This window comes from Caenibius sp. WL, from assembly GCF_019803445.1.
Taxonomy (GTDB): domain Bacteria; phylum Pseudomonadota; class Alphaproteobacteria; order Sphingomonadales; family Sphingomonadaceae; genus Caenibius.
Map to the genome: position 1 here is coordinate 1,988,960 of NZ_CP081844.1, position 18,229 is coordinate 2,007,188.

Here is an 18,229-nt window from a genome sequence, read left to right on the forward strand (position 1 = left end):
GTCAGCCCCGCGCGGATTTTTCGTCGATGAAAGCCAGCAGTGCGCCGTAGGTTTCCAGCAGTTCGCCATCGACTTCGTCATCGTCGATCACAATGTGAAAACGGTCTTCGATTTCGGTCAGAAGCGTGGCCACCGCCATGGAGTCGAGTTCCGGCAAATGGCCGAACAGGCCGGTTTCGGCCGTGAACGCAGCCACCGCGTCGGTATTCACGCCCAGGACGTCGATCAATACGCGCCGCAAGGTCGCATCGCTGGCGGTGCCCTGCAGCGCGGGGAGTCCGGCTGCGCTATCCTCCGGTGTTTCGGAACTGGCTCGTATCTGGTCCATGGTGTACCCCTTGGAAATTGCCCCTAGCCAGCGGATATGCCGCTTGCAAGCCGTTGCAGTGCAGCACGGGCGATGTGAGGCCAACTGCCAACGTGCGCGGGGTTATGGCAATCGAGCCGGAAACGCGGCCGGATTTCCTCCATCCAATCCGCCTTGTAACGATCGTGCCCGGTGCCGAAATCGACCAGAGCGACATGATCTCGATCGATCACATGCTCCATCAGCGCAGCGGTGAGCACGGTCCCGGGGGAGAGGCGGTTCGATTCGGAACGATGGGCGAGCTTGTGGATGTAAGCCGTTCCTTGTTCGACCGTCCAGAACTGTGCGGCGACCGGTGCGCCCCCGTGCCGGGCGATCCCGAGGCGGAGCCTGCCTGCGCGGCCTTCCTCCATGGCGAAATCTTTCAGAAAGCGGGGATCGCCTTCGGACGGTTTCCAGCTTCCAGCATAAATATCCTGATAGATATCCCAGACATCACGATGAAATTCCGTGATTATATCGATGGAGAGAGCTTTCTCGCGGCGTGCAATCGTGGTGCGCAGAGGGCCGGGGCGGCTGGCAAGATAATCCGTATACCTGCGTCCTTTGACAGGAAGGATGTGGTTGGTATCGCACGGGGTGCGGTGAACGAACCAGCCTGCTTCGCGAAACGCCTTGGTCAACAGGCTGGCGCTGGCGTCTTCATCGGGCAGCGGGGCGAGAACGATCCGCCGTGCGCGGCTTTTCAGATCGCGGGCCATGGCGGCGAACAGCGGCGCCGCAACGGCATTCTCCGTCAGAAGCGGCCGCCAGGTGAATGAGTACCAGTTCGTCAGCGCATCGAGCCGCTTGCTATCCATTTGCTGTAGAGGGAGCGCAGCCATGGTATCGCCTTGCTTGGCTACACAAAACACTATTTTCTTTTCATTGTGTTGTGTGAAAAGGTTAAACCATTCTGTGCGGTCAAAGGGGCCGGCCGAAACCGGTTTTGCCTCTTGCAAGACTGCCAAGCTGTCGTGATAGCTGACTGCAATCACTCGTACCGTCCCCTTATCGGAGCTGCCAAGCCCCATGCCTATTGCGCTCGATCCCGTGGCCAAGCCGGTCGATCATCTGGCCGAGTTCGGGGCCGATGATGCGCCTGCGCTGATCCTGCGCGACAGGACGCTTACTTATCAGGACTTAAGGCAAGGTATAGCGGCCTTGGCCGCGTGGCTGCAGGCAAAAGTGCCGCAAGAGGGCGCGCGGGTGGCCAGTTGGGCGGCGAAAGGGGAACTGACCTGCCTGCTGCCTTTGGCCGCGGCGCGTGCGGGATTGGTTTATGTGCCGATCAATCCGCTGCTGAAACATGCCCAGGTGGCGCATATCCTGGCCGATAGCGGCGCGGTGCTGCTCATAGGCAATGCCGCGCGCCTCGCCACGCTGGCAGACGATGACGTGCCGGAACCATGCGAAGTGGTGGAGGAACAGGCGATCCGGGCCGCAATCGACCGGCAGGCACCGGGCCTGCCTCCTTCGGTGCGTGATCCGGGGGAACTGGCGGCGCTGCTCTATACCAGCGGTTCGACCGGCCGCCCGAAAGGGGTGATGCTGAGCCATGCCAATCTGTGGCTGGGCGCTGTCAGCGTGGCCCATTATCTGGAGCTGGAAGCGGACGATGTGGTGCTGGCGGTCTTGCCGCTGTCTTTCGATTATGGACAGAACCAGTTGCTATCCATCTGGCGCGCGGGCGGTTGTGCCGTGCCGCTCGACTATCTGACGCCGCGGGATGTGATCAAGGCCTGCGCCAGGCACGGGGTCACCACTCTGGCGGCGGTGCCGCCGCTGTGGGTGCAACTGGTGGAACAGCCATGGCCCGACGAAGCGGTGGCGGCGATGCGGCGCTTGACCAACAGCGGCGGCGCTTTGACAGTCGATCTCGTCACCCGGCTGCGGGCGCTGTTCCCGGCCGCGCGCTTGTTTCCGATGTACGGGCTGACGGAAGCGTTTCGCTCCACGTATCTCGATCCCGCGCTGGTCGGCAGCCATCCGACGTCGATGGGGCGGGCCATTCCCTTCGCCGAAGTGCAGGTGATCGGCGATCACGGGGGGGAGACGCAGGCGAACGAGGAAGGGGAACTGGTCCATTGCGGCCCGTTGGTGGCGCTCGGTTACTGGCAGGATCCGCAGCGGACCGCCGAACGCTTCCGCCCCGCGCCGCCCAGTTCCACTTATGGCGGAACCGCTGTCTGGTCGGGCGATCGGGTACGGCGTGACGGGGAAGGGTTGCTCTATTTCGTCGGCCGCCGCGATGCGATGATCAAGAGCGCGGGTAACCGGATCAGCCCGCAGGAAGTGGAAGACGCCGCCCGTGCTACTGGACTGGTGGCTGAAGCGGTGGCAATCGGCGTGCCCGATGCGCGCCTGGGGCAGGCCGTGCATCTGGTGGTGCGCGCTGCGCCCGCCGCCGTCGATGCGGAAGAAGCCTTGCCCGCCGTGCTAGCCAGGGAGTTGCCCAATTTCATGCGGCCTCAGCAGATTCATTGGCGCGCGGCGATGCCGCTCAATCCCAACGGAAAGATTGATCGCGCCGCGCTCGAAGCGGACCTGCGCGCATGAAGCCTCTTGGCCCCATTCCAGCCGGATATGGCACTGTCGATGGCGAACTGGCGGTTGGCGGAGTGCCGGTCAGCATGCTGGTGGAACAGGCGGGGGGCACACCGCTATTCGTCTATTCGCGGCAAATGCTCGCCGATCGCGTGGCCATGTTGCGGGCAGCGATGCCGAAGCGGCTGGCACTGCATTATGCCATAAAAGCCAATCCATTTCTTCCGATACTTGAGGCAATGGATCAACTTGTGGACGGGTTCGATATCGCTTCTGGCGGCGAACTCGATCTCGTCCGGCAGGCCGGTATTGATCCTGGGCGGGTCAGTTTCGCCGGGCCGGGCAAGCGCGATGCGGAACTGGAAAGCGCGATCGCGGCCGGGGTGGCGCTCAATCTCGAATCCGAAGGCGAAGCGCGCCGCGCACTGGCTATCGCCGACCGCTTGGGCGTGAGCCCGCGCCTTGCCGTGCGGGTCAATCCCGATTTCGAATTGCGCGGATCGGGCATGAAGATGGGCGGCGGGGCCAAGCCGTTCGGGATCGATGCCGAACGGGTTCCGGCGCTGATCCGCACGATTGTGGCCGCAGGCGCGCAATGGCATGGCCTGCACATCTTTTCGGGCAGTCAGGCGCTCAGCGCCGAGGCGGTGAGCGAAGCGCAGGCCAACGCCCTGGAACTTGCCGCCCGTCTGGCCGAAAGTGCGGGGGTGCCGCTGCCGCATTGCAATCTTGGGGGCGGTTTCGGCATTCCCTATTTTGCGGGGGATGCGCCGCTCGACATAACGGCGGTTGGCGTGGCCCTGGAGGAGCGGTTCGCGGCTTTGCCCGATGCGCTGCGCGAGACCGAATTCTGCATCGAACTGGGCCGCTATCTGGTGGGCGAAGCGGGTGTGTATCTGACACGGATCGTCGATCGGAAAATCAGCCACGGCGAAACCTATCTCGTCACCGATGGCGGGCTGCATCACCAACTGGCGGCATCCGGCAATTTCGGGACGGTGGTCCGGCGCAATTATCCGGTGGCCATCACCTCGCGCTATGGCGCGGAACCGGTTGAAGAAGCGAACATTGTCGGCTGTCTGTGCACGCCGCTGGACCGGCTAGCCGACAAGGCGCCGGTGCCGCATGCGGAGGAAGGCGATCTGGTTGCCGTGTTCTGTGCCGGAGCCTACGGCGCCAGCGCCAGCCCGGCCATGTTCCTGGGGCAGGGCCCGGCTCGGGAAGTGCTCGTTTGAGAGCCCAATAGCCCCCTCTTATGCGTCCCGTTCTGGCACAGCGACCAATTGCTGTACTGCAAGCGAAGATTCGGTCGCAAAAGGCTAACGGTATGTTCACCTTTTCTCGCGATAGCGGACCCGAACACAGGTGAGCGGATTTCGGGCAGGTGAGCCTGGGCGTCCGCCGCCCCCGCCAGGCCGCAAGGATGCGCATAGATGTTGAATACATGTTTCGCCCGAACCCTGTCGCTGTGCGCGCTTGCCGTCATGGCCTTGACGGGCTGCGCGGCAACCGGCGGCAGCCAGCTTCCGCCCGCGCAATTCGTGGCGATGCAGGAAGGGCCGGGCGAAGACTATGTGATCGGCCCGCTCGATGAACTCACCATCCATGTCTGGCGCAATCCCGAACTGGGGGCCAGCGTGCAGGTGCGGCCCGACGGGCGCATCACCACCCCGCTGGTGACGGATATGCCCGCGGTGGGCAAAACGCCGTCGATGCTGGCGGAAGATATCCGCCTGCAATTGTCGCAATATATCAACGAACCGCTGGTGTCGGTGATCGTCAACAAGTTTGCCGGCACGTTCAGCCAGCAGGTGCGCGTTGTCGGGGCGACGGAGAAGCCGGCCTCGATCCCTTATCGCGCCAACATGACGCTGCTCGACGCGATGATCTCCGTGGGCGGCCTGAGCGAATATGCGGCGGGCAACCGCGCCAAGTTGATCCGGTTCGACAAGGAATCCGGCCGGCAGAAGGAATACAACATCCGCCTCGGCGATCTCCTCAAGAAAGGGGAGAGCAAGGCGAATGTACTGTTGATGCCGGGGGATGTCATCATCATTCCGGAAAGCCTGTTCTGAGGTACGAGCCAGGGGCATGAACGAACTCTACGAACAGATTCTGGCGGCGCTCCATTCGGTGTGGAACAGGCGCTGGCTGGCGCTGGCGGTGGCCTGGATCGTATGTCTGGCGGGCTGGCTGGTCGTGGCCATGATTCCCAACAGCTATGAATCCAAGACGCGCATTTTCGTTCAGCTGGAAGACGTTCTGGCACAACAGGTCGGCATCGGTTCGGGCAGTATCAAGCGCGACATCGAACGCGTGCGGCAGACGATGACCAGCTCGGTCAATCTGGAGAAAGTGATCCGTTCCACGCATCTGGGGGACGAAATCACCACGCCGCGTGAGATGGAATCGGCGGTCGCGGGCCTTGCCAAGCAAATTCAGGTCAAGAGCGAGAAGGAAAACCTGTTCGAGATCACCGCGACATCGGGGCGCAGCGATTTTTCGGACGGTGAGAACGCCAAGCTGGCGCAGGATATCGTCCAGAAGATGATCGACATCTTCCGCGAGGAAAATCTTTCGGGCAGCCGGGGGGAAATGCGGGAAACGCTGGCTTTCCTCGATCAGCAACTCGCGGCTCGCCAGAAGGAACTCGAATCGGCTGAACAGAAGCGTCTCGCTTTCGAAGCCGCGCATCCGCAACTGATCGGCGGTGCGCAAGGGCTGTCGCAGAAACTCGACAACACCAGCGATGCCGTGCGCAATATAGAAGCGGATCTGGCTGCGGCACAAAGCGCGCTGGCGGCAATCGATCAGCAACTGGCCGGCACGCCGCGAACTCTGGTCGTCGCAGGGCAGGCGGGCGGGCCGCGCGGCGCTTTGGCCCAGGCGGAAGCGGACCTGACCGCGATGAGAGCGCGGGGGCTGACCGACAATCACCCCGATGTGATTTCCGCCAACAAGCAGATTGCCGCCTTGCGCAAGCAGGCGGCAAGCGCGGGCGGGGAAGCAGGTACGCCCAATCCGGCTTACAGTTCGCTCCTATCGATCCGGGCGGACCGGCAGGCGACGATCCAATCGCTGCAGGTGCGCAAGGCCGGGCTTCAGGCGCAGATCACGGCCATCGCGGCCAATCAGACGCAGGAACCGGGCGTTGCCGCCGAAGCCCAGCGGATCAGCCGCGATTATGACGTGCTGCGCCAGCAGTATGACAAGCTGCTGCAGGATCGCGAACAGTTGCGCCTGCGCGGCCAGGTTGAAACCGAACGGAACGCCATCAAGTTCGAAGTGATCGATCCGCCCAGCGCGCCGCGCGTGCCCGTAGCGCCCAATCGGCCGTTGCTGTTGCTTGGGGTGCTGGTTCTGGGGATCGGTGCTGGCGTGGGCGCGGCCTTTGCCATCGGACAATTGCGTTCCACTTTCGCGACGGCCAACGGCCTGGAACGCGCCATGGGAATGCCGGTATTGGGGACGATTTCCCTCGCATTGACGGATGCCGCGCGCAGTGTGCGAGCACGGCGGAACAAGCAGTTCATCGCAGCCGGGGCAGCGTTGGGCGCGCTTTTCGTGATCCTGCTGGCAACCGAATTTATTCAGCGCGGCAGTGTGGCGTGAGGAGCGGAACGTGACGGATCAGAGCAACACGCCTACACCCCCTGACAAGAAAGCTGACGAGAGCGAAGGCCGCTCGCTGCTCGAACGTGCGACCAAGGCGTTCGACCTCAAGGGTTTCAAGGCCGCGCCGGTGCCTGCACGGTTGGTTTCGACCGGAGCCGGACGCGCCAGCCCGCGCGCGCGGCAACTGGCCCGCAAGACGGAAAAGCGCGCTTCCGCCCTGGTTGCATCCGAGCCCGAGGCGGAGAGGCCTGCGCCGCCGCCTGCCACCGCAATCCCTGCGGCGCCTGCTCCTGCGGCAGCAGTGGCCGCGCCTCCGCCGCCTCCGGTCGAACCGGTTCGGTTCCAGGGGGAAGTGCAGCAGATCGACCGTGCACATCTGCGGGTGCAGGGATTGATCCAGCCGGAAGGCACCGTGACACGCCTGCTGGAGGAATTCCGCATCGTGAAGCGGCAGGTGCTCGACACGGCGCGGGCGTCGCTTGCCGGGCGTGGGCCGGTCAATGGCCAGCGGGTGCTGATATGTTCGCCGCTTCCGGGCGAAGGCAAGACGTTCTGCGCCGTCAATCTCGCGCTGGCCCTGGCGGCTGAGCGGGACAGCGAAGTGCTGCTGGTGGATGCCGATTTCGCCAAGCCTTCCGTGCTGTCCACACTGGGCCTGCGGTCCGGGCCGGGATTCATGGATGCGCTGGCAGACCCATCGATCAGGGTCGAAGATTGCGTAATCGCGACGGATATTCCCGGCCTCTTCGTCCTTCCCACCGGAAACCAGACGACCAACGATAGCGAGTATCTGGCCAGCAGCCGGACAGGCGCTGTGCTGGAACGGCTGACGCAGGGTGCCCCCCACAGGATGATGATTTTCGATTCGCCGCCCGCTCTGGCGGCATCCCCGGCGGCCGAACTGGCCAAGCATGTCGGACAGGCAGTGCTTGTCGCACGGGCTGACGCCACGGGGCAAAGCGCGCTTGACGATGCCTGCCAGTTGCTGGCGGGATGCCCGGATATCAAGCTGCTGCTCAACGCTGCCCATTTCAGCCCGAGCGGGCGGAAATTCGGCTCGTACTACGGCTATGGTGGGGCATGAGGGCTGGACTGACCATATATCCGCTGTCCACCTTGCTGGCGGGCCTGGCGCTGGCGGTTCCCGCACATGCGCAGGATGGAGCGCCGGTTGCTGGCGCAGCGGGCGGGGCAGGCGATGCCCCGCTGGCCAAGCCGCGGACGGGCGGCCATGGGCGATTGAAAGTGACGCCCTACATCGAAGCGGAACAGGTGCTGACGAGCGAACTGTCCCCGGGCAGCGAAACTCTCACCTACACGCGCGTGGCGGCGGGCGTCGACGCGGCGATCAATGGCAGGAACACGTCCGGTGCGGTCTCACTGCGTTACGAACATCGCTTCGGCTGGGGCAAGAATGCGGAAGACGGGGACACGCTGAGCGGCCTGGCCCGCGTCTCGGCGGCGATCATTCCCCGGACACTGACGGTGGAAGCAGGCGGGATGGCCGCCCGGACACGGCTGGATGGCGGCGGCGCGTTTCTCGGCGGTATCGGCGACAACGATGAGGTGGGGCATTTCTATTCCGCTTACGCAGGGCCATCGTTGACCACCCGTGTCGGCGATGTCGGCGTCAACGCGAGTTACCGTTTGGGTTACAGCCGGGTCGATACCTCCGGTGGCGATATCTTTTCCTCCACCGGCGACGATGCCGATGACAGTATCCAGCATGCGGCGCAGTTCCGTGCGGGGGTGAAACCGGGCGATGTGCTGCCGGTGGGCCTGGGCGTGGGTGCGGCGTGGTATCGCGAGGATATCTCCAATTTCGATCAGCGGATCGACGATTTCCATGTGCGCGGGGATGTCACCCTGCCTGTCAGCCAGACTGTCGCTCTTGTCGGCGGTGTCGGCTACGAACGGGTGAAAAGCTCGCAGCGCGATGTCGTCCGCGATGGGGCGGGCAGGCCGGTGATCGATGACGATGGCCATTACCGCCTCGATAAGGATGCCCCCCGCCAGATCGCCTATGATGTCGATGGCCTGATCTGGGATGTGGGGCTGTTATGGCGACCGTCGCCGCGGACTTCGCTCGAAGCGCATATGGGGCGCCGCTATGGCTCCGCCACCTATTACGGCAGTTTCAGTTGGCAGGCATCGCGCCGGAGCAGCGTGAATGTCTCGGTCTATGACAGCATGAGCGGCTTCGGCGGACAATTGAACCGTTCGCTGGTGTCTCTGCCGACCGATTTCGAAGCGATCCGCGATCCGGTGTCGGGCGAACTCAATGGCTGCGTCGGCAGCCTGAAAGAAGGTAGCTGCCTTACCGGCGCGCTGGGTGGGCTGCGTTCCGCGATATTCCGTGCGCGCGGGATTTCCGCGAGCTACGCGGTGGATATGGGGCGGATCAGCACCGGAGTGGGGATTGGCTATGAACGGCGCAAATACGTGGCGCCGCGCGAAAGCGTTCTGGGCCTTATCGATGGCGTGACGGAGAAGAACCTGTGGCTGTCGGCCTACATGCGCGCCATGCTCGATGAGCGTTCAAGCGTTACCACGAACTTCTATATCAACCGCTATTACAGCGGGTTGGAACTTGTTGGGGATAGCACGTCGTTCGGTGCATCGGCCGCCTATTACCGTATGCTGACACGCAGGCTGTCGGCAAGGGCCGCTGTCGGCATCGATGGCAATACCCGCCAGGACGATGACGATTACTGGACCGCCACGGCCCTTGTCGGCATGCAATACGCGTTCTGAGCCCAGGGAGCAGCAGATAATGTTCGAAGAATTCTATGGGCTGACCGGCAAACCTTTCCAGCTGACGCCGGACCCGCAGTTCTATTTCCACAGTCTCACCCATCGCAAGGCGCTGTCCTATCTCGGCTATGGCCTTGCGCAGGGGGAGGGTTTCATCGTCATCACCGGCGAAGTGGGGGCGGGCAAATCGACGCTGGTCGAGCATCTGGTGTCGACGATCGATCCCGCGCAACTGACGGTGGGTCAGATCGTAACCAGCAAGCTGAACGAAGACGAGATCGTTCATGTCGTCGCGCAGAGCTTCGGTCTCGAAATAGAAGGGCATGACAAGGCGACGGCGCTCGGCATGATCGAGACACTGTTGCACGAAGAAGCGCGCGCGGGGCGGCGGTGCCTGCTGATCGTGGACGAATCGCAGAATCTGTCGGTGGCCGCGCTCGAAGAACTGCGGATGTTCTCGAATTTCCAGCTCGGCTCGCATCCGTTGCTGCAGACGCTGCTGCTCGGCCAGCCGGAATTTCGCGCCACTTTGCAGCACGAGCGGCTGGAGCAGTTGCGCCAGCGCGTGATCGCGACGCATCATCTCGAACCGATGCAGCGCGAGGAAATCCAACCCTATATCGAGCATCGCCTCGGGCTGGTCGGCTGGCGGGGCAATCCGGCGTTCGATCAGGATATTTTTGCGGATCTCTTCAAGGCATCGGGCGGGATTCCGCGCCGCGTCAACGTGCTGGCCAACCGGCTGATGCTGTTGGGCGCGGTGGAGCAACGGACCCGCTTCGATCCGGCGATGCTCAAGGCCGTTATCGCGGACATGGCGCGCGATAGCGAAATACCTGCCTCCGCGGCCAATGCACGGATCACGGCTCCCGATATGGCGGCGGACGGTGCGCGCGGCCAGGCGCGGCACGCGCAGGCTCCCGCCGCTGCGCCACTGCAGCTCGATATGGTTGCGGTCACCGCCATGCTGGCGGAGCGCGATGCCCTGATCGCCGAATTGCAGCAGGCAGTGGTGGAACTGTCGCAGGCACAGGAGAGTGACGCCTCGCGCGATATGCCCGTATTGGCGGACCTTGCGCGCAGGCTGGAAGCGCTCGAAGCGCGCGTGGCCGATCAGGAAAGCGCCATCCGCCACACTTTGAGCATGCTGATCGAATGGATCGAAAGCGGCGGATTGAAGCCGATTGCCGCTTGAGGAGGGCATGGTGACCAGCAAGGGGCCGGTCAATGGCCTGTCGGTGGATGTGGAAGACTGGTTCCAGGTCGGTGCGTTCGAGAATGTGATCGCGCGCGATGATTGGGCAGGTCTTGCCGATCGCATTGAGCGCAATGTCATGGCGATTCTCGATCTCTTTGACGAAGCGGGCGCGAAAGCGACATTTTTCACGCTCGGCTGGGTGGCCGAGCGTCATCCGGCGCTGATGCGCCGCATCGCCGATGCCGGGCACGAACTGGCCAGCCACGGCTGGGACCATGTGCGGGTGCACACGATGGGCCAGACGCGATTCGGCGAAGATATCGCCCGTGCGCGCAAGACGATCGAGGATGCGGCGGGCATCGGTGTGACCGGCTATCGCGCGCCAAGCTTTTCCATCGATCAGCGCACCCCTTGGGCGCACGAGGAACTGGCGCAGCAAGGCTATGCCTACAGCTCCAGCGTCGCACCGATCCGGCACGATCATTACGGTTGGCGCGATGCGCCGCGTTTCGCCTTCCGCCCCCTGGCGGGGGCGGATCTGATCGAAATTCCGGTGACCACCGCGGAATTCGCCGGGCGGCGGCTGGCAGCGGGCGGGGGCGGTTTCTTCCGCGTGCTGCCCTATGGCTTTTCGCGCTGGGCGATCCGGCAGGTCAATCGCCGGGATGAACGGCCGGCGGTGTTTTATTTCCATCCGTGGGAGATCGATCCCGATCAGCCGCGCGTGGCAGGGGCGCCGCTGAAATCGCGGTTGCGTCATTACACCAATCTGGATCGCATGGCGGACAAGCTGCGGCGGCTGGTGCGCGAATTCGCGTGGGGGCGGATGGACCGTCTGGCCCACCACGAAGCCCGGAATCTGGCGCGGGAAACGGCATGAATGCCCCGTTCGCACATGATGCCGATGCGGTAAGGTTGGCGGATCTGCACGATCCGGGTGAGGCCGTGCGGATTGAGCGGTTCGTTGCCGACCACCGGGATGGGACGGCGTTCCATCGCCCAGCCTGGCTTGTCGCCGTCGAACAGGGGACGGGGCAGCACGCCGTGGGGCTGGTTGCGGAACGCGGCGGGATAATTACCGGCTGGCTGCCGCTGACTGAATTGCATTCCCCCATTTTTGGCCGCGCGCTGGTGTCCAGCGGTTTCGCGGTGGGCGGCGGCGTTCTGGCGGATAGCGATGCCACGGCACTGCGGCTGGCGACAATCGCGGAGGAACTGGCGCTGCGGCGCAGTTGCGCCACGGTCGAACTGCGCGGTGGGGCGCTCCCGTGGCACTGGTCCATTCGTCGGGATAGTCATTGTGGATTCACCGCGCCGCTCGCCCATGACGACGAGGGGCAACTGCTCGCCATCCCGCGCAAGCAGCGGGCCGAAGTGCGCAAGGGGTTGCAGCAGGATTATGCGGTTGCCGTAGGCACGGGCGAAGCGGAGCGCGCAGCCCATTACGCGGTCTATGCCGAAAGCGTGCGCAATCTCGGTACGCCCGTTTTCCCTCGCGCTCTGTTCGATGCCGTGCTGGATCGGATGGATGCGGACATTCTGACGATCCGCCATCGGGGACAGGCGGTGGCGAGCGTCCTTTCGCTGTATCATCGCGGGGCGGTGCTGCCCTATTGGGGTGGCGGTGTGTTCGCCGCGCGGGCGCTGCGGGCAAACGATGTCATGTATTACGAACTGATGCGCCATGCCCGCCAGCGGGGCTGCACGGTGTTCGATTTCGGCCGTTCCAAGACGGGCAGCGGCGCCTATCATTTCAAGCGCAATTGGGGCTTCGAACCCGCCCCGCTTTCCTATGCCAGTTGGACGGCGCCGGGGCAGCCGCACCGCGATGCCGATCCGACGAGCGCACGCCATGCCACGCGAATCGCGTTGTGGAAGCGTTTGCCTTTGCCCATCGCCAACCGTCTGGGGCCATGGATCGCCAGGGGGCTGGGATGAGCGGGGAAATCCTGTTCCTGGCGCATCGTTTGCCGTTTCCACCGGACCGGGGGGACAAGATCCGATCGCACCATATCCTGCGCCGGTTGGCCCGCATCGCCCCGGTGCACGTGGCGACTTTCACCGACAGCACGGCCGATCTGGCGCACGAAGGGGCGTTGAAGGCCGTGGCGAAAACGCACTGGCTGGCGGTGCGGCGCAAGCCTTTGTGGCGGGCGGGGCTGGAAGCGCTGATGAAGGGCGAACCGGTCAGCCTGGCGGCTTTTTACGACGAGGGTCTCGCTGCCTATGTCCGCGATCTGATCGCCAGCGGCAGGATCGGCACGATCTACGTCTTTTCCGGGCAGATGGGGCAATATGTCCCTGAAGATTTCACCGGGCGCGTCCTGCTCGATCTGGTGGATGTCGATTCCGCCAAGTTCGAAGCCTATGGCCAGGCGGGTGTGTCGCCGCGCCGATGGATCGATGCGCGGGAAGGGCGTCTGTTGCGCGGGGTGGAGGAACGGCTGGCCCGCCGCGCCGATGAAACCCTGCTGGTGAGCGAAGCGGAGGCCGCCCTGTTTCGCAGCCGCCTGTCCGATCCCGCAGGCGTGGCCGTTTCGGCGCTGCGCAACGGAATCGATGCGGATTTCTTCGATCCCGCGCGGCACGGCGGATCATCGCCGTTCGCGCCGCACCGCGGGCCCCATATCGTGTTTACCGGCCAGATGGATTACGCCCCCAATATCGCCGCGGCCGAGCGGTTGATTGCGCGGATCATGCCGGGCCTGAGGCAAAGCCATCCGCAGGCCCAGTGCCATATCGTCGGGCGCAACCCGCCGGCGTCATTGCTGGCGCATGACGGGAAAGCGGGCGTGCGTGTCTGGGGGGAAGTGCCCGATGTTCGGCCCTATGTCGCGGCGGCCGATCTGGTGATGGTGCCCCTCGCCATCGCGCGGGGCGTGCAGAACAAAGTGCTGGAAGCCATGGCGATGGCGCGCCCGGTTGTGCTGACCCCGCAAGCTGCAACCGGGATCGAGGCGCAGAATGGCATGCACTTTGCCATTGCCGATGGGGATGCAGCCCTGATCCGGCAGGCGCAGGATTTGCTGGCTGATCCGCAGGCCCGGCAGGCGATGGGCCACGCCGCGCGGCACTTCGTTATCGAACATCTGGGGTGGGAGGCCGTTCTGCAACCGCTGGAAAGCATGACCCGTGGGCCGTGCAATGCGGAAAGGCGTTACCATGCAGCCTGATGCAACCGTTCCCCGGCCGCTGCAAGGCGTGGTGGCCCGCATTTCGGAAATCTGGCGCATGCCGCTGCTGCGCCTTGCTCTGGCATGGGTTGCGTTGATCGCGGTGTTCTTCCCCGACTGGCGTGACATGGCGGCGCAGTGGTGGGACAGTTCGACCTACAACCATGTTCTGCTGATTCCCGTCATTCTCGTCTGGTTGGTTCTGCTGCGGCGCCAACAACTCGCGCGGATCACGCCGGTTGCCTGGTGGTGGGGGCTGTTGCCTTTCGCAGGCGCACTGGTGCTGTGGCTTCTGGGCGCCTTCTCGGGGCTCAACCTTGCTCGCCAGGCAGGCGCGGTGCTGATGCTGCAAGGGGCGTTTCTGGCGTTGATGGGGCCGCGTGTGGCGGTGGGATTGCTGTTTCCGCTGGCCTACATGCTGTTTCTCATTCCGTTCGGCGATGAACTGGTGCCCTTGCTCCAGACGATCACCGCAAAAATCACTATCGCGCTGACGCATTGGAGCGGAATCCCCGCGCATATCGATGGCGTATTCATCGATACGCCAGTGGGCCTGTTCGAAGTGGCGGAAGCGTGTTCGGGCGTTAAATTCTTGATTGCGATGATCGCGCTGGGGACGCTGGTTGCGCACGTGTGCTTCCGCGGCTGGCGCAGGCGCACAGCTTTCCTGGCTGGGTGCGTGCTGCTGCCGATCCTCGCCAACGGCGTGCGCGCCTGGGGCACGATCTATATCGCGCAGTTTCGCGGGGTCGAATTCGCGGCGGGATTCGATCACATTTTCTATGGCTGGGTGTTCTTCGCGCTGGTGATGGCGACGGTGCTGGCCCTTGCCTGGCGTTTCTTCGATCGGACGGTCGATGACAGATTCATCGATGGCGCCGCAATCGAACAGATGCCCTTGCCGCGCTGGCTCGATAAGCGAGCGGTTGCTTCGCCGCTCAAGATCCTGACGGCAGGGGCGGGACTGGTCGCGATGACGCTGGTGTGGAGCGCGCTGGCGGCGCGTCTTTCCGCCCCGATGCCGGAACGGGTGGCGCTGCCCGAAGTGCCGGGCTGGACGGTGGTGGACTATCGTCCGCTCGCCTGGTGGGAACCGCGCGCGCAGGGGGCGGCGCATCGCCTGATCGGCAGCTATGCGGACGATCACGGGCGGCGGGTGGACGTGTTCATCGCGCTCTATCCCAATCAGAACGAAGGCAATGAGGCGGGCGGATTCGGGCAGGGCGCCCTGATGCCCAACAGTTCCTGGTCATGGATCGGTAATGGCCCCGCCACGCAAGGGGCGAAAAGCGAACGCTTGCTGTCGCAAGGTTCGCCTGTCGGCCGCGTGGAGCGGTTGGCGCTGACCTGGTATCGCAATGGTGAGAGCGTCACCGGCAGCAATATGCGGTTGAAACTCGCCAATATGGCCGACCGTCTGCTGTTGCGCGGGGATGCCACCACCTTGTTGATCGTTTCGGCGGAGGAACGGGAAGGGCAACGGGCGCAGGAGGCCATCGACGCGTTCCTCACGGCCACCGGGCCTGTCGGGGCGTGGATGGACCGCGTGGCGAATCTGCCGTAACCCGCCGCCATGTGTGCAATTGCCGGTATCTTCCATTACGGAACCCCCAAGCCTGTGGAGGCGGCCCGTGTCGAACGGATGTGCGATGCGATGGTGCACCGTGGGCCCGATGGCGGCGGGGTCTGGACCGCGCCCGGCGTGGGGCTGGGGCATCGGCGCCTGTCGATCATCGATCTTGCCGGTTCGCCGCAGCCGATGGCCTCGGTGGATGAGCGGGCGATAATCGCTTTCAACGGCGAGATTTACAATTTCCGCGAATTGCGGCGCGAACTGGCGCAAGCGGGCGCGCAGTTCCGCACCGATGGCGATACCGAAGTAATTCTTGCCGCGTGGCAGCGCTGGGGCGTCGATTGCGTGAAGCACTTGCACGGCATGTTCGCGTTCGCGCTCTATGATCGTGCGGCGCGAACGCTTTTCCTTGCGCGCGACCGGTTGGGGGTGAAGCCGCTCTACGTGGCGCATCTCAGCGACGGGAGCATTGCGTTCGCATCGGAGCTGAAAGGGCTTCTGGCGCACCCGCTGTTGCGGCGGGATGTCGATCCGTTGGCGGTGGAAGACTATCTCGCCTGGGGCTATGTCCCCGATCATCGCGGGTTCCTCAAAGCGGTCGAAAAGCTTCCGGCGGGCCACTACCGGCTGTTGCATCATGACCGTGCTCTCGCGTCCCCGGTGCAATGGTGGGACGTTTCCTTCGCCGAACGGCGCAAGGGCCGCGAAGCCGACCTGTCGGCCGAATTGCTGCATCTGATGCGGCAAGCGGTCACTTCGCGAATGGTGGCCGATGTGCCTCTGGGCGCGTTCCTGTCCGGCGGGGTCGATTCCTCCAGCGTGGTGGCGCTGATGGCGGAAGCCAGCCACGATCCGGTGCGGACCTGCTCGATCGGCTTCGATGTCGCCGCGCTGGATGAAACGTCCTACGCGGCGAAAGTGGCCGGGCTGTTCGGCACCGATCACCAGAGCGGAACGGTGGGTTCGGAGGAATTTCGCGAGATCGATCGTCTCGCCGCGATGTTCGACGAACCTTTCGCCGATGCCTCCGCCTTGCCGACATGGCGGGTTTGCGCGCTTGCCCGCGAACGGGTGACCGTGGCCCTGTCGGGCGATGGCGCGGATGAGGCGCTGGCCGGATATCGCCGCCATATCTTCCATGCGCGGGAGGAAGCTGTGCGGCACATGCTGCCAGCGCCGTTCCGCAATCGCGTGCTTGGCGGGCTGGGGGCGCTCTATCCCAAGGCCGACTGGCTGCCGCGGCCCTTGCGCGCCAAGACGACGCTTCTGTCGCTCGCCGACAGTGGGGAAGGGGGCTATGCCCGGGCTGTGGGGATTACTCCGCCCGAACTGCGCCAGCGGCTGTACAGCCCGGATTTTCTGGCGCTGCGCGGGGATTACCGGGCGGAAATGCCGTTCGAGGCCACGATGCGCCAAGCCCCGGCGCGAACCGGTCTGGACCGCGCGCAATATGCCGATCTCAAATTCTGGCTTCCCGGCGATATCCTGACCAAAGTCGATCGCACCAGCATGGCGGTCAGCCTTGAAGCGCGCGAGCCGCTGCTGGATCATCGCCTGATCGAATTCGCCGCATCCCTGCCGCAACGGATGCGGATACGGGGGCGGCAGGGCAAATGGCTGCTGAAGCAGACCATGCGGCGCTATCTGCCCGACGATATCCTGTTCCGTCCCAAGCAGGGTTTCGTCACCCCGGTCAGCGCCTGGCTGCGCGGCCCTCTCGCCGGGCAGGCCCGCGCGATCGCGGCGGGGGCATCTTTGAATCAGTTGGGTTGGTTCGATGCCCGGACGATTGCGAAATTCGCGGACGATCACATTGCCGGGAAGAGCGATCATGGCCGGCTCTTGTGGCAATTGCTGATGCTGGACCGTTCGCTGCGGAACCTCGGCGTCATCTGAACGCGGTTGCCGCTTTTCGCCGGCAAACTGTCCCAGCCGGGGGCAGTGGAGGCGAATTATGGTAAATATCGGATTGCAAAGCAACTCCCGCGTGTAATATGAATGCGCGGTGGGCGAAAAACATACCACCGGGTATGTTTCGGTGACCGCTTTGGGGGCATAGTATGGATCGTCTCAATCGAAAGTTGAAAGGGGTCCAGAATTGCCCGGGACCAACCGAATCGTTGTCATTGGACAATGGCGATGGTTCCAAGGATTTTGCTCCGAACGAGGCTGCGGAAATTGCTATTTCCGACGACCTTTATTTGCTGAACGAACTGGATGTATTTTACGACGGCGACATCAAGGCCTTGTGGACCTATATGCGTCCTCAGGGGCGCCCCAGCTTTACGGCAACTATGTTGCGCGACTTTGTCAATTGGCAGCGCTTAATTGTTGAGAATTTTGGGGACGGCCGGGCGCCATTGAATTTCCTTATTCTCGGCAGCCGCTCGCCGGGGGTGTTTTGCTTCGGCGGCGATCTCGCCCTGTTCCAGAGCCTGATCCGCGAAAGCAACCGCGAAGGGCTGGTAAAGTACGGTTATCGCTGCGTCGAAATCCTCGAACGCAACGCACGCGCGCTCGATCTTCCGATGCTCACGATCGGGCTCGCGGAAGGCTCCGCTCTCGGCGGCGGGTTCGAGGCGTTGTTGTCGTTCGATGTGCTTATCGCGGAGCGTGGGGTGACGTTCGGCCTGCCCGAAGTCATGTTCGGGCTGTTTCCGGGCATGGGCGCGCACGCGTTCCTCACTCGCAAGCTGGGCGCGGCGATGGCCGAACGCATGATCCTTTCCAATCAGAGCTATTCGGCCGAGCAGCTTTACGACATGGGCGTTGTGCACGTGCTGGCGGAACCGGGCGAAGGACAGGCAGCCTGTCAGGAATACATGCAGAAAAACCTGCGGCGCCACACCGGGCTGGTCAAAGCGAAACAGGCGATGCGGGAAGTGTGTTCCGTGCCGCTGGATGAACTGCGCCGGGTTGTCGATCACTGGGCCGATGCCGCGCTCGCGCTGACCGAGCAGGATCTCAAGATCATGAACCGGCTGACCAAGGCGCAGTCGCGCTTCGCGGACGCCGCCTAGGCC

The 18,229-nt window shown here is 63.8% G+C and carries 15 protein-coding genes; 13 read left to right on the forward strand and 2 right to left on the reverse strand.

Annotated features, from left to right (window positions below):
- Position 1: 1 nt before the first annotated feature.
- Together K5X80_RS09530 and K5X80_RS09535 are read right to left on the reverse strand one after the other, a co-directional pair.
- A complete protein-coding gene (locus tag K5X80_RS09530; RefSeq protein WP_502778657.1) occupies positions 2-319 on the reverse strand; it encodes an acyl carrier protein in 318 nt (105 codons plus the stop codon).
- Positions 320-351: 32 nt separating this feature from the next.
- Positions 352-1,380, reverse strand: coding sequence for a GNAT family N-acetyltransferase (locus tag K5X80_RS09535; protein ID WP_222557518.1), 1,029 nt, complete (start codon positions 1,378-1,380; stop codon positions 352-354).
- On the opposite strand from K5X80_RS09535, the gene K5X80_RS09540 reads away from it, so the two are divergent.
- The 13 genes from K5X80_RS09540 to K5X80_RS09600 all read left to right on the forward strand — a co-directional run bounded on the left by K5X80_RS09540 (position 1,379) and on the right by K5X80_RS09600 (position 18,226).
- Complete coding sequence (locus K5X80_RS09540; protein WP_222557519.1) at positions 1,379-2,905, forward strand: acyl-CoA ligase (AMP-forming), exosortase A system-associated; 1,527 nt, start codon at positions 1,379-1,381, stop codon at positions 2,903-2,905. The genes K5X80_RS09535 and K5X80_RS09540 overlap by 2 nt on opposite strands.
- Positions 2,902-4,128, forward strand: a complete 1,227-nt coding sequence (locus K5X80_RS09545) for a pyridoxal-dependent decarboxylase, exosortase A system-associated (protein WP_222557520.1) — start codon at positions 2,902-2,904, stop codon at positions 4,126-4,128. Before K5X80_RS09540 ends, K5X80_RS09545 begins: the two co-directional genes overlap by 4 nt.
- A gap of 198 nt (positions 4,129-4,326) precedes the next feature.
- A complete protein-coding gene (locus K5X80_RS09550; protein WP_222557521.1) occupies positions 4,327-4,968 on the forward strand; it encodes an XrtA/PEP-CTERM system exopolysaccharide export protein in 642 nt (213 codons plus the stop codon).
- Between the two features lie 16 nt (positions 4,969-4,984).
- A complete protein-coding gene (locus K5X80_RS09555; RefSeq protein WP_222557522.1) occupies positions 4,985-6,505 on the forward strand; it encodes an XrtA system polysaccharide chain length determinant in 1,521 nt (506 codons plus the stop codon).
- Between the two features lie 10 nt (positions 6,506-6,515).
- The gene (locus K5X80_RS09560) at positions 6,516-7,592 is read left to right on the forward strand and encodes a P-loop NTPase family protein (protein WP_222557523.1); all 1,077 of its coding nucleotides are present in this window, start codon (positions 6,516-6,518) and stop codon (positions 7,590-7,592) included.
- A complete protein-coding gene (locus K5X80_RS09565; protein ID WP_222557524.1) occupies positions 7,589-9,262 on the forward strand; it encodes a hypothetical protein in 1,674 nt (557 codons plus the stop codon). Before K5X80_RS09560 ends, K5X80_RS09565 begins: the two co-directional genes overlap by 4 nt.
- 19 nt (positions 9,263-9,281) lie before the next feature.
- A complete protein-coding gene (locus tag K5X80_RS09570) occupies positions 9,282-10,457 on the forward strand; it encodes an XrtA/PEP-CTERM system-associated ATPase (RefSeq protein ID WP_222557525.1) in 1,176 nt (391 codons plus the stop codon).
- A gap of 7 nt (positions 10,458-10,464) precedes the next feature.
- Positions 10,465-11,340 (forward strand): XrtA system polysaccharide deacetylase, encoded by an 876-nt coding sequence (locus K5X80_RS09575; RefSeq protein WP_222557526.1) that lies wholly within the window; start codon positions 10,465-10,467, stop codon positions 11,338-11,340.
- Positions 11,337-12,398 carry a FemAB family XrtA/PEP-CTERM system-associated protein gene (locus K5X80_RS09580; protein ID WP_222557527.1) on the forward strand — a complete coding sequence of 354 codons (1,062 nt, stop codon included), beginning with the start codon at positions 11,337-11,339 and terminating at the stop codon, positions 12,396-12,398. Before K5X80_RS09575 ends, K5X80_RS09580 begins: the two co-directional genes overlap by 4 nt.
- Positions 12,395-13,633: a TIGR03087 family PEP-CTERM/XrtA system glycosyltransferase gene (locus K5X80_RS09585; RefSeq protein WP_222557528.1), complete on the forward strand. Its 1,239-nt coding sequence runs from the start codon at positions 12,395-12,397 to the stop codon at positions 13,631-13,633. The genes K5X80_RS09580 and K5X80_RS09585 overlap by 4 nt, the downstream gene beginning before the upstream one ends.
- The gene (gene xrtA, locus K5X80_RS09590; protein WP_222557529.1) at positions 13,623-15,197 is read left to right on the forward strand and encodes an exosortase A; all 1,575 of its coding nucleotides are present in this window, start codon (positions 13,623-13,625) and stop codon (positions 15,195-15,197) included. Before K5X80_RS09585 ends, xrtA begins: the two co-directional genes overlap by 11 nt.
- 9 nt (positions 15,198-15,206) lie before the next feature.
- Complete coding sequence (locus tag K5X80_RS09595; protein WP_222557530.1) at positions 15,207-17,102, forward strand: XrtA/PEP-CTERM system amidotransferase; 1,896 nt, start codon at positions 15,207-15,209, stop codon at positions 17,100-17,102.
- 164 nt (positions 17,103-17,266) lie between these two features.
- On the forward strand, positions 17,267-18,226 hold the full coding sequence (locus K5X80_RS09600; protein WP_261390485.1) for a crotonase/enoyl-CoA hydratase family protein: 960 nt from the start codon (positions 17,267-17,269) through the stop codon (positions 18,224-18,226).
- The last annotated feature ends 3 nt before the right edge of the window (positions 18,227-18,229 follow it).

Coding starts and splice junctions, on each gene's coding strand:
- xrtA (WP_222557529.1), top strand. CDS start 13,623: ATGCAGCCTGATGCAACCGTTCCCCGGCCGCTGCAAGGCGTGGTGGCC.
- K5X80_RS09565 (WP_222557524.1), top strand. CDS start 7,589: ATGAGGGCTGGACTGACCATATATCCGCTGTCCACCTTGCTGGCGGGC.
- K5X80_RS09595 (WP_222557530.1), top strand. CDS start 15,207: ATGTGTGCAATTGCCGGTATCTTCCATTACGGAACCCCCAAGCCTGTG.
- K5X80_RS09580 (WP_222557527.1), top strand. CDS start 11,337: ATGAATGCCCCGTTCGCACATGATGCCGATGCGGTAAGGTTGGCGGAT.
- K5X80_RS09570 (WP_222557525.1), top strand. CDS start 9,282: ATGTTCGAAGAATTCTATGGGCTGACCGGCAAACCTTTCCAGCTGACG.
- K5X80_RS09585 (WP_222557528.1), top strand. CDS start 12,395: ATGAGCGGGGAAATCCTGTTCCTGGCGCATCGTTTGCCGTTTCCACCG.
- K5X80_RS09575 (WP_222557526.1), top strand. CDS start 10,465: ATGGTGACCAGCAAGGGGCCGGTCAATGGCCTGTCGGTGGATGTGGAA.
- K5X80_RS09555 (WP_222557522.1), top strand. CDS start 4,985: ATGAACGAACTCTACGAACAGATTCTGGCGGCGCTCCATTCGGTGTGG.
- K5X80_RS09535 (WP_222557518.1), bottom strand. CDS start 1,380: ATGGGGCTTGGCAGCTCCGATAAGGGGACGGTACGAGTGATTGCAGTC.
- K5X80_RS09600 (WP_261390485.1), top strand. CDS start 17,267: ATGGATCGTCTCAATCGAAAGTTGAAAGGGGTCCAGAATTGCCCGGGA.
- K5X80_RS09545 (WP_222557520.1), top strand. CDS start 2,902: ATGAAGCCTCTTGGCCCCATTCCAGCCGGATATGGCACTGTCGATGGC.
- K5X80_RS09540 (WP_222557519.1), top strand. CDS start 1,379: ATGCCTATTGCGCTCGATCCCGTGGCCAAGCCGGTCGATCATCTGGCC.
- K5X80_RS09550 (WP_222557521.1), top strand. CDS start 4,327: ATGTTGAATACATGTTTCGCCCGAACCCTGTCGCTGTGCGCGCTTGCC.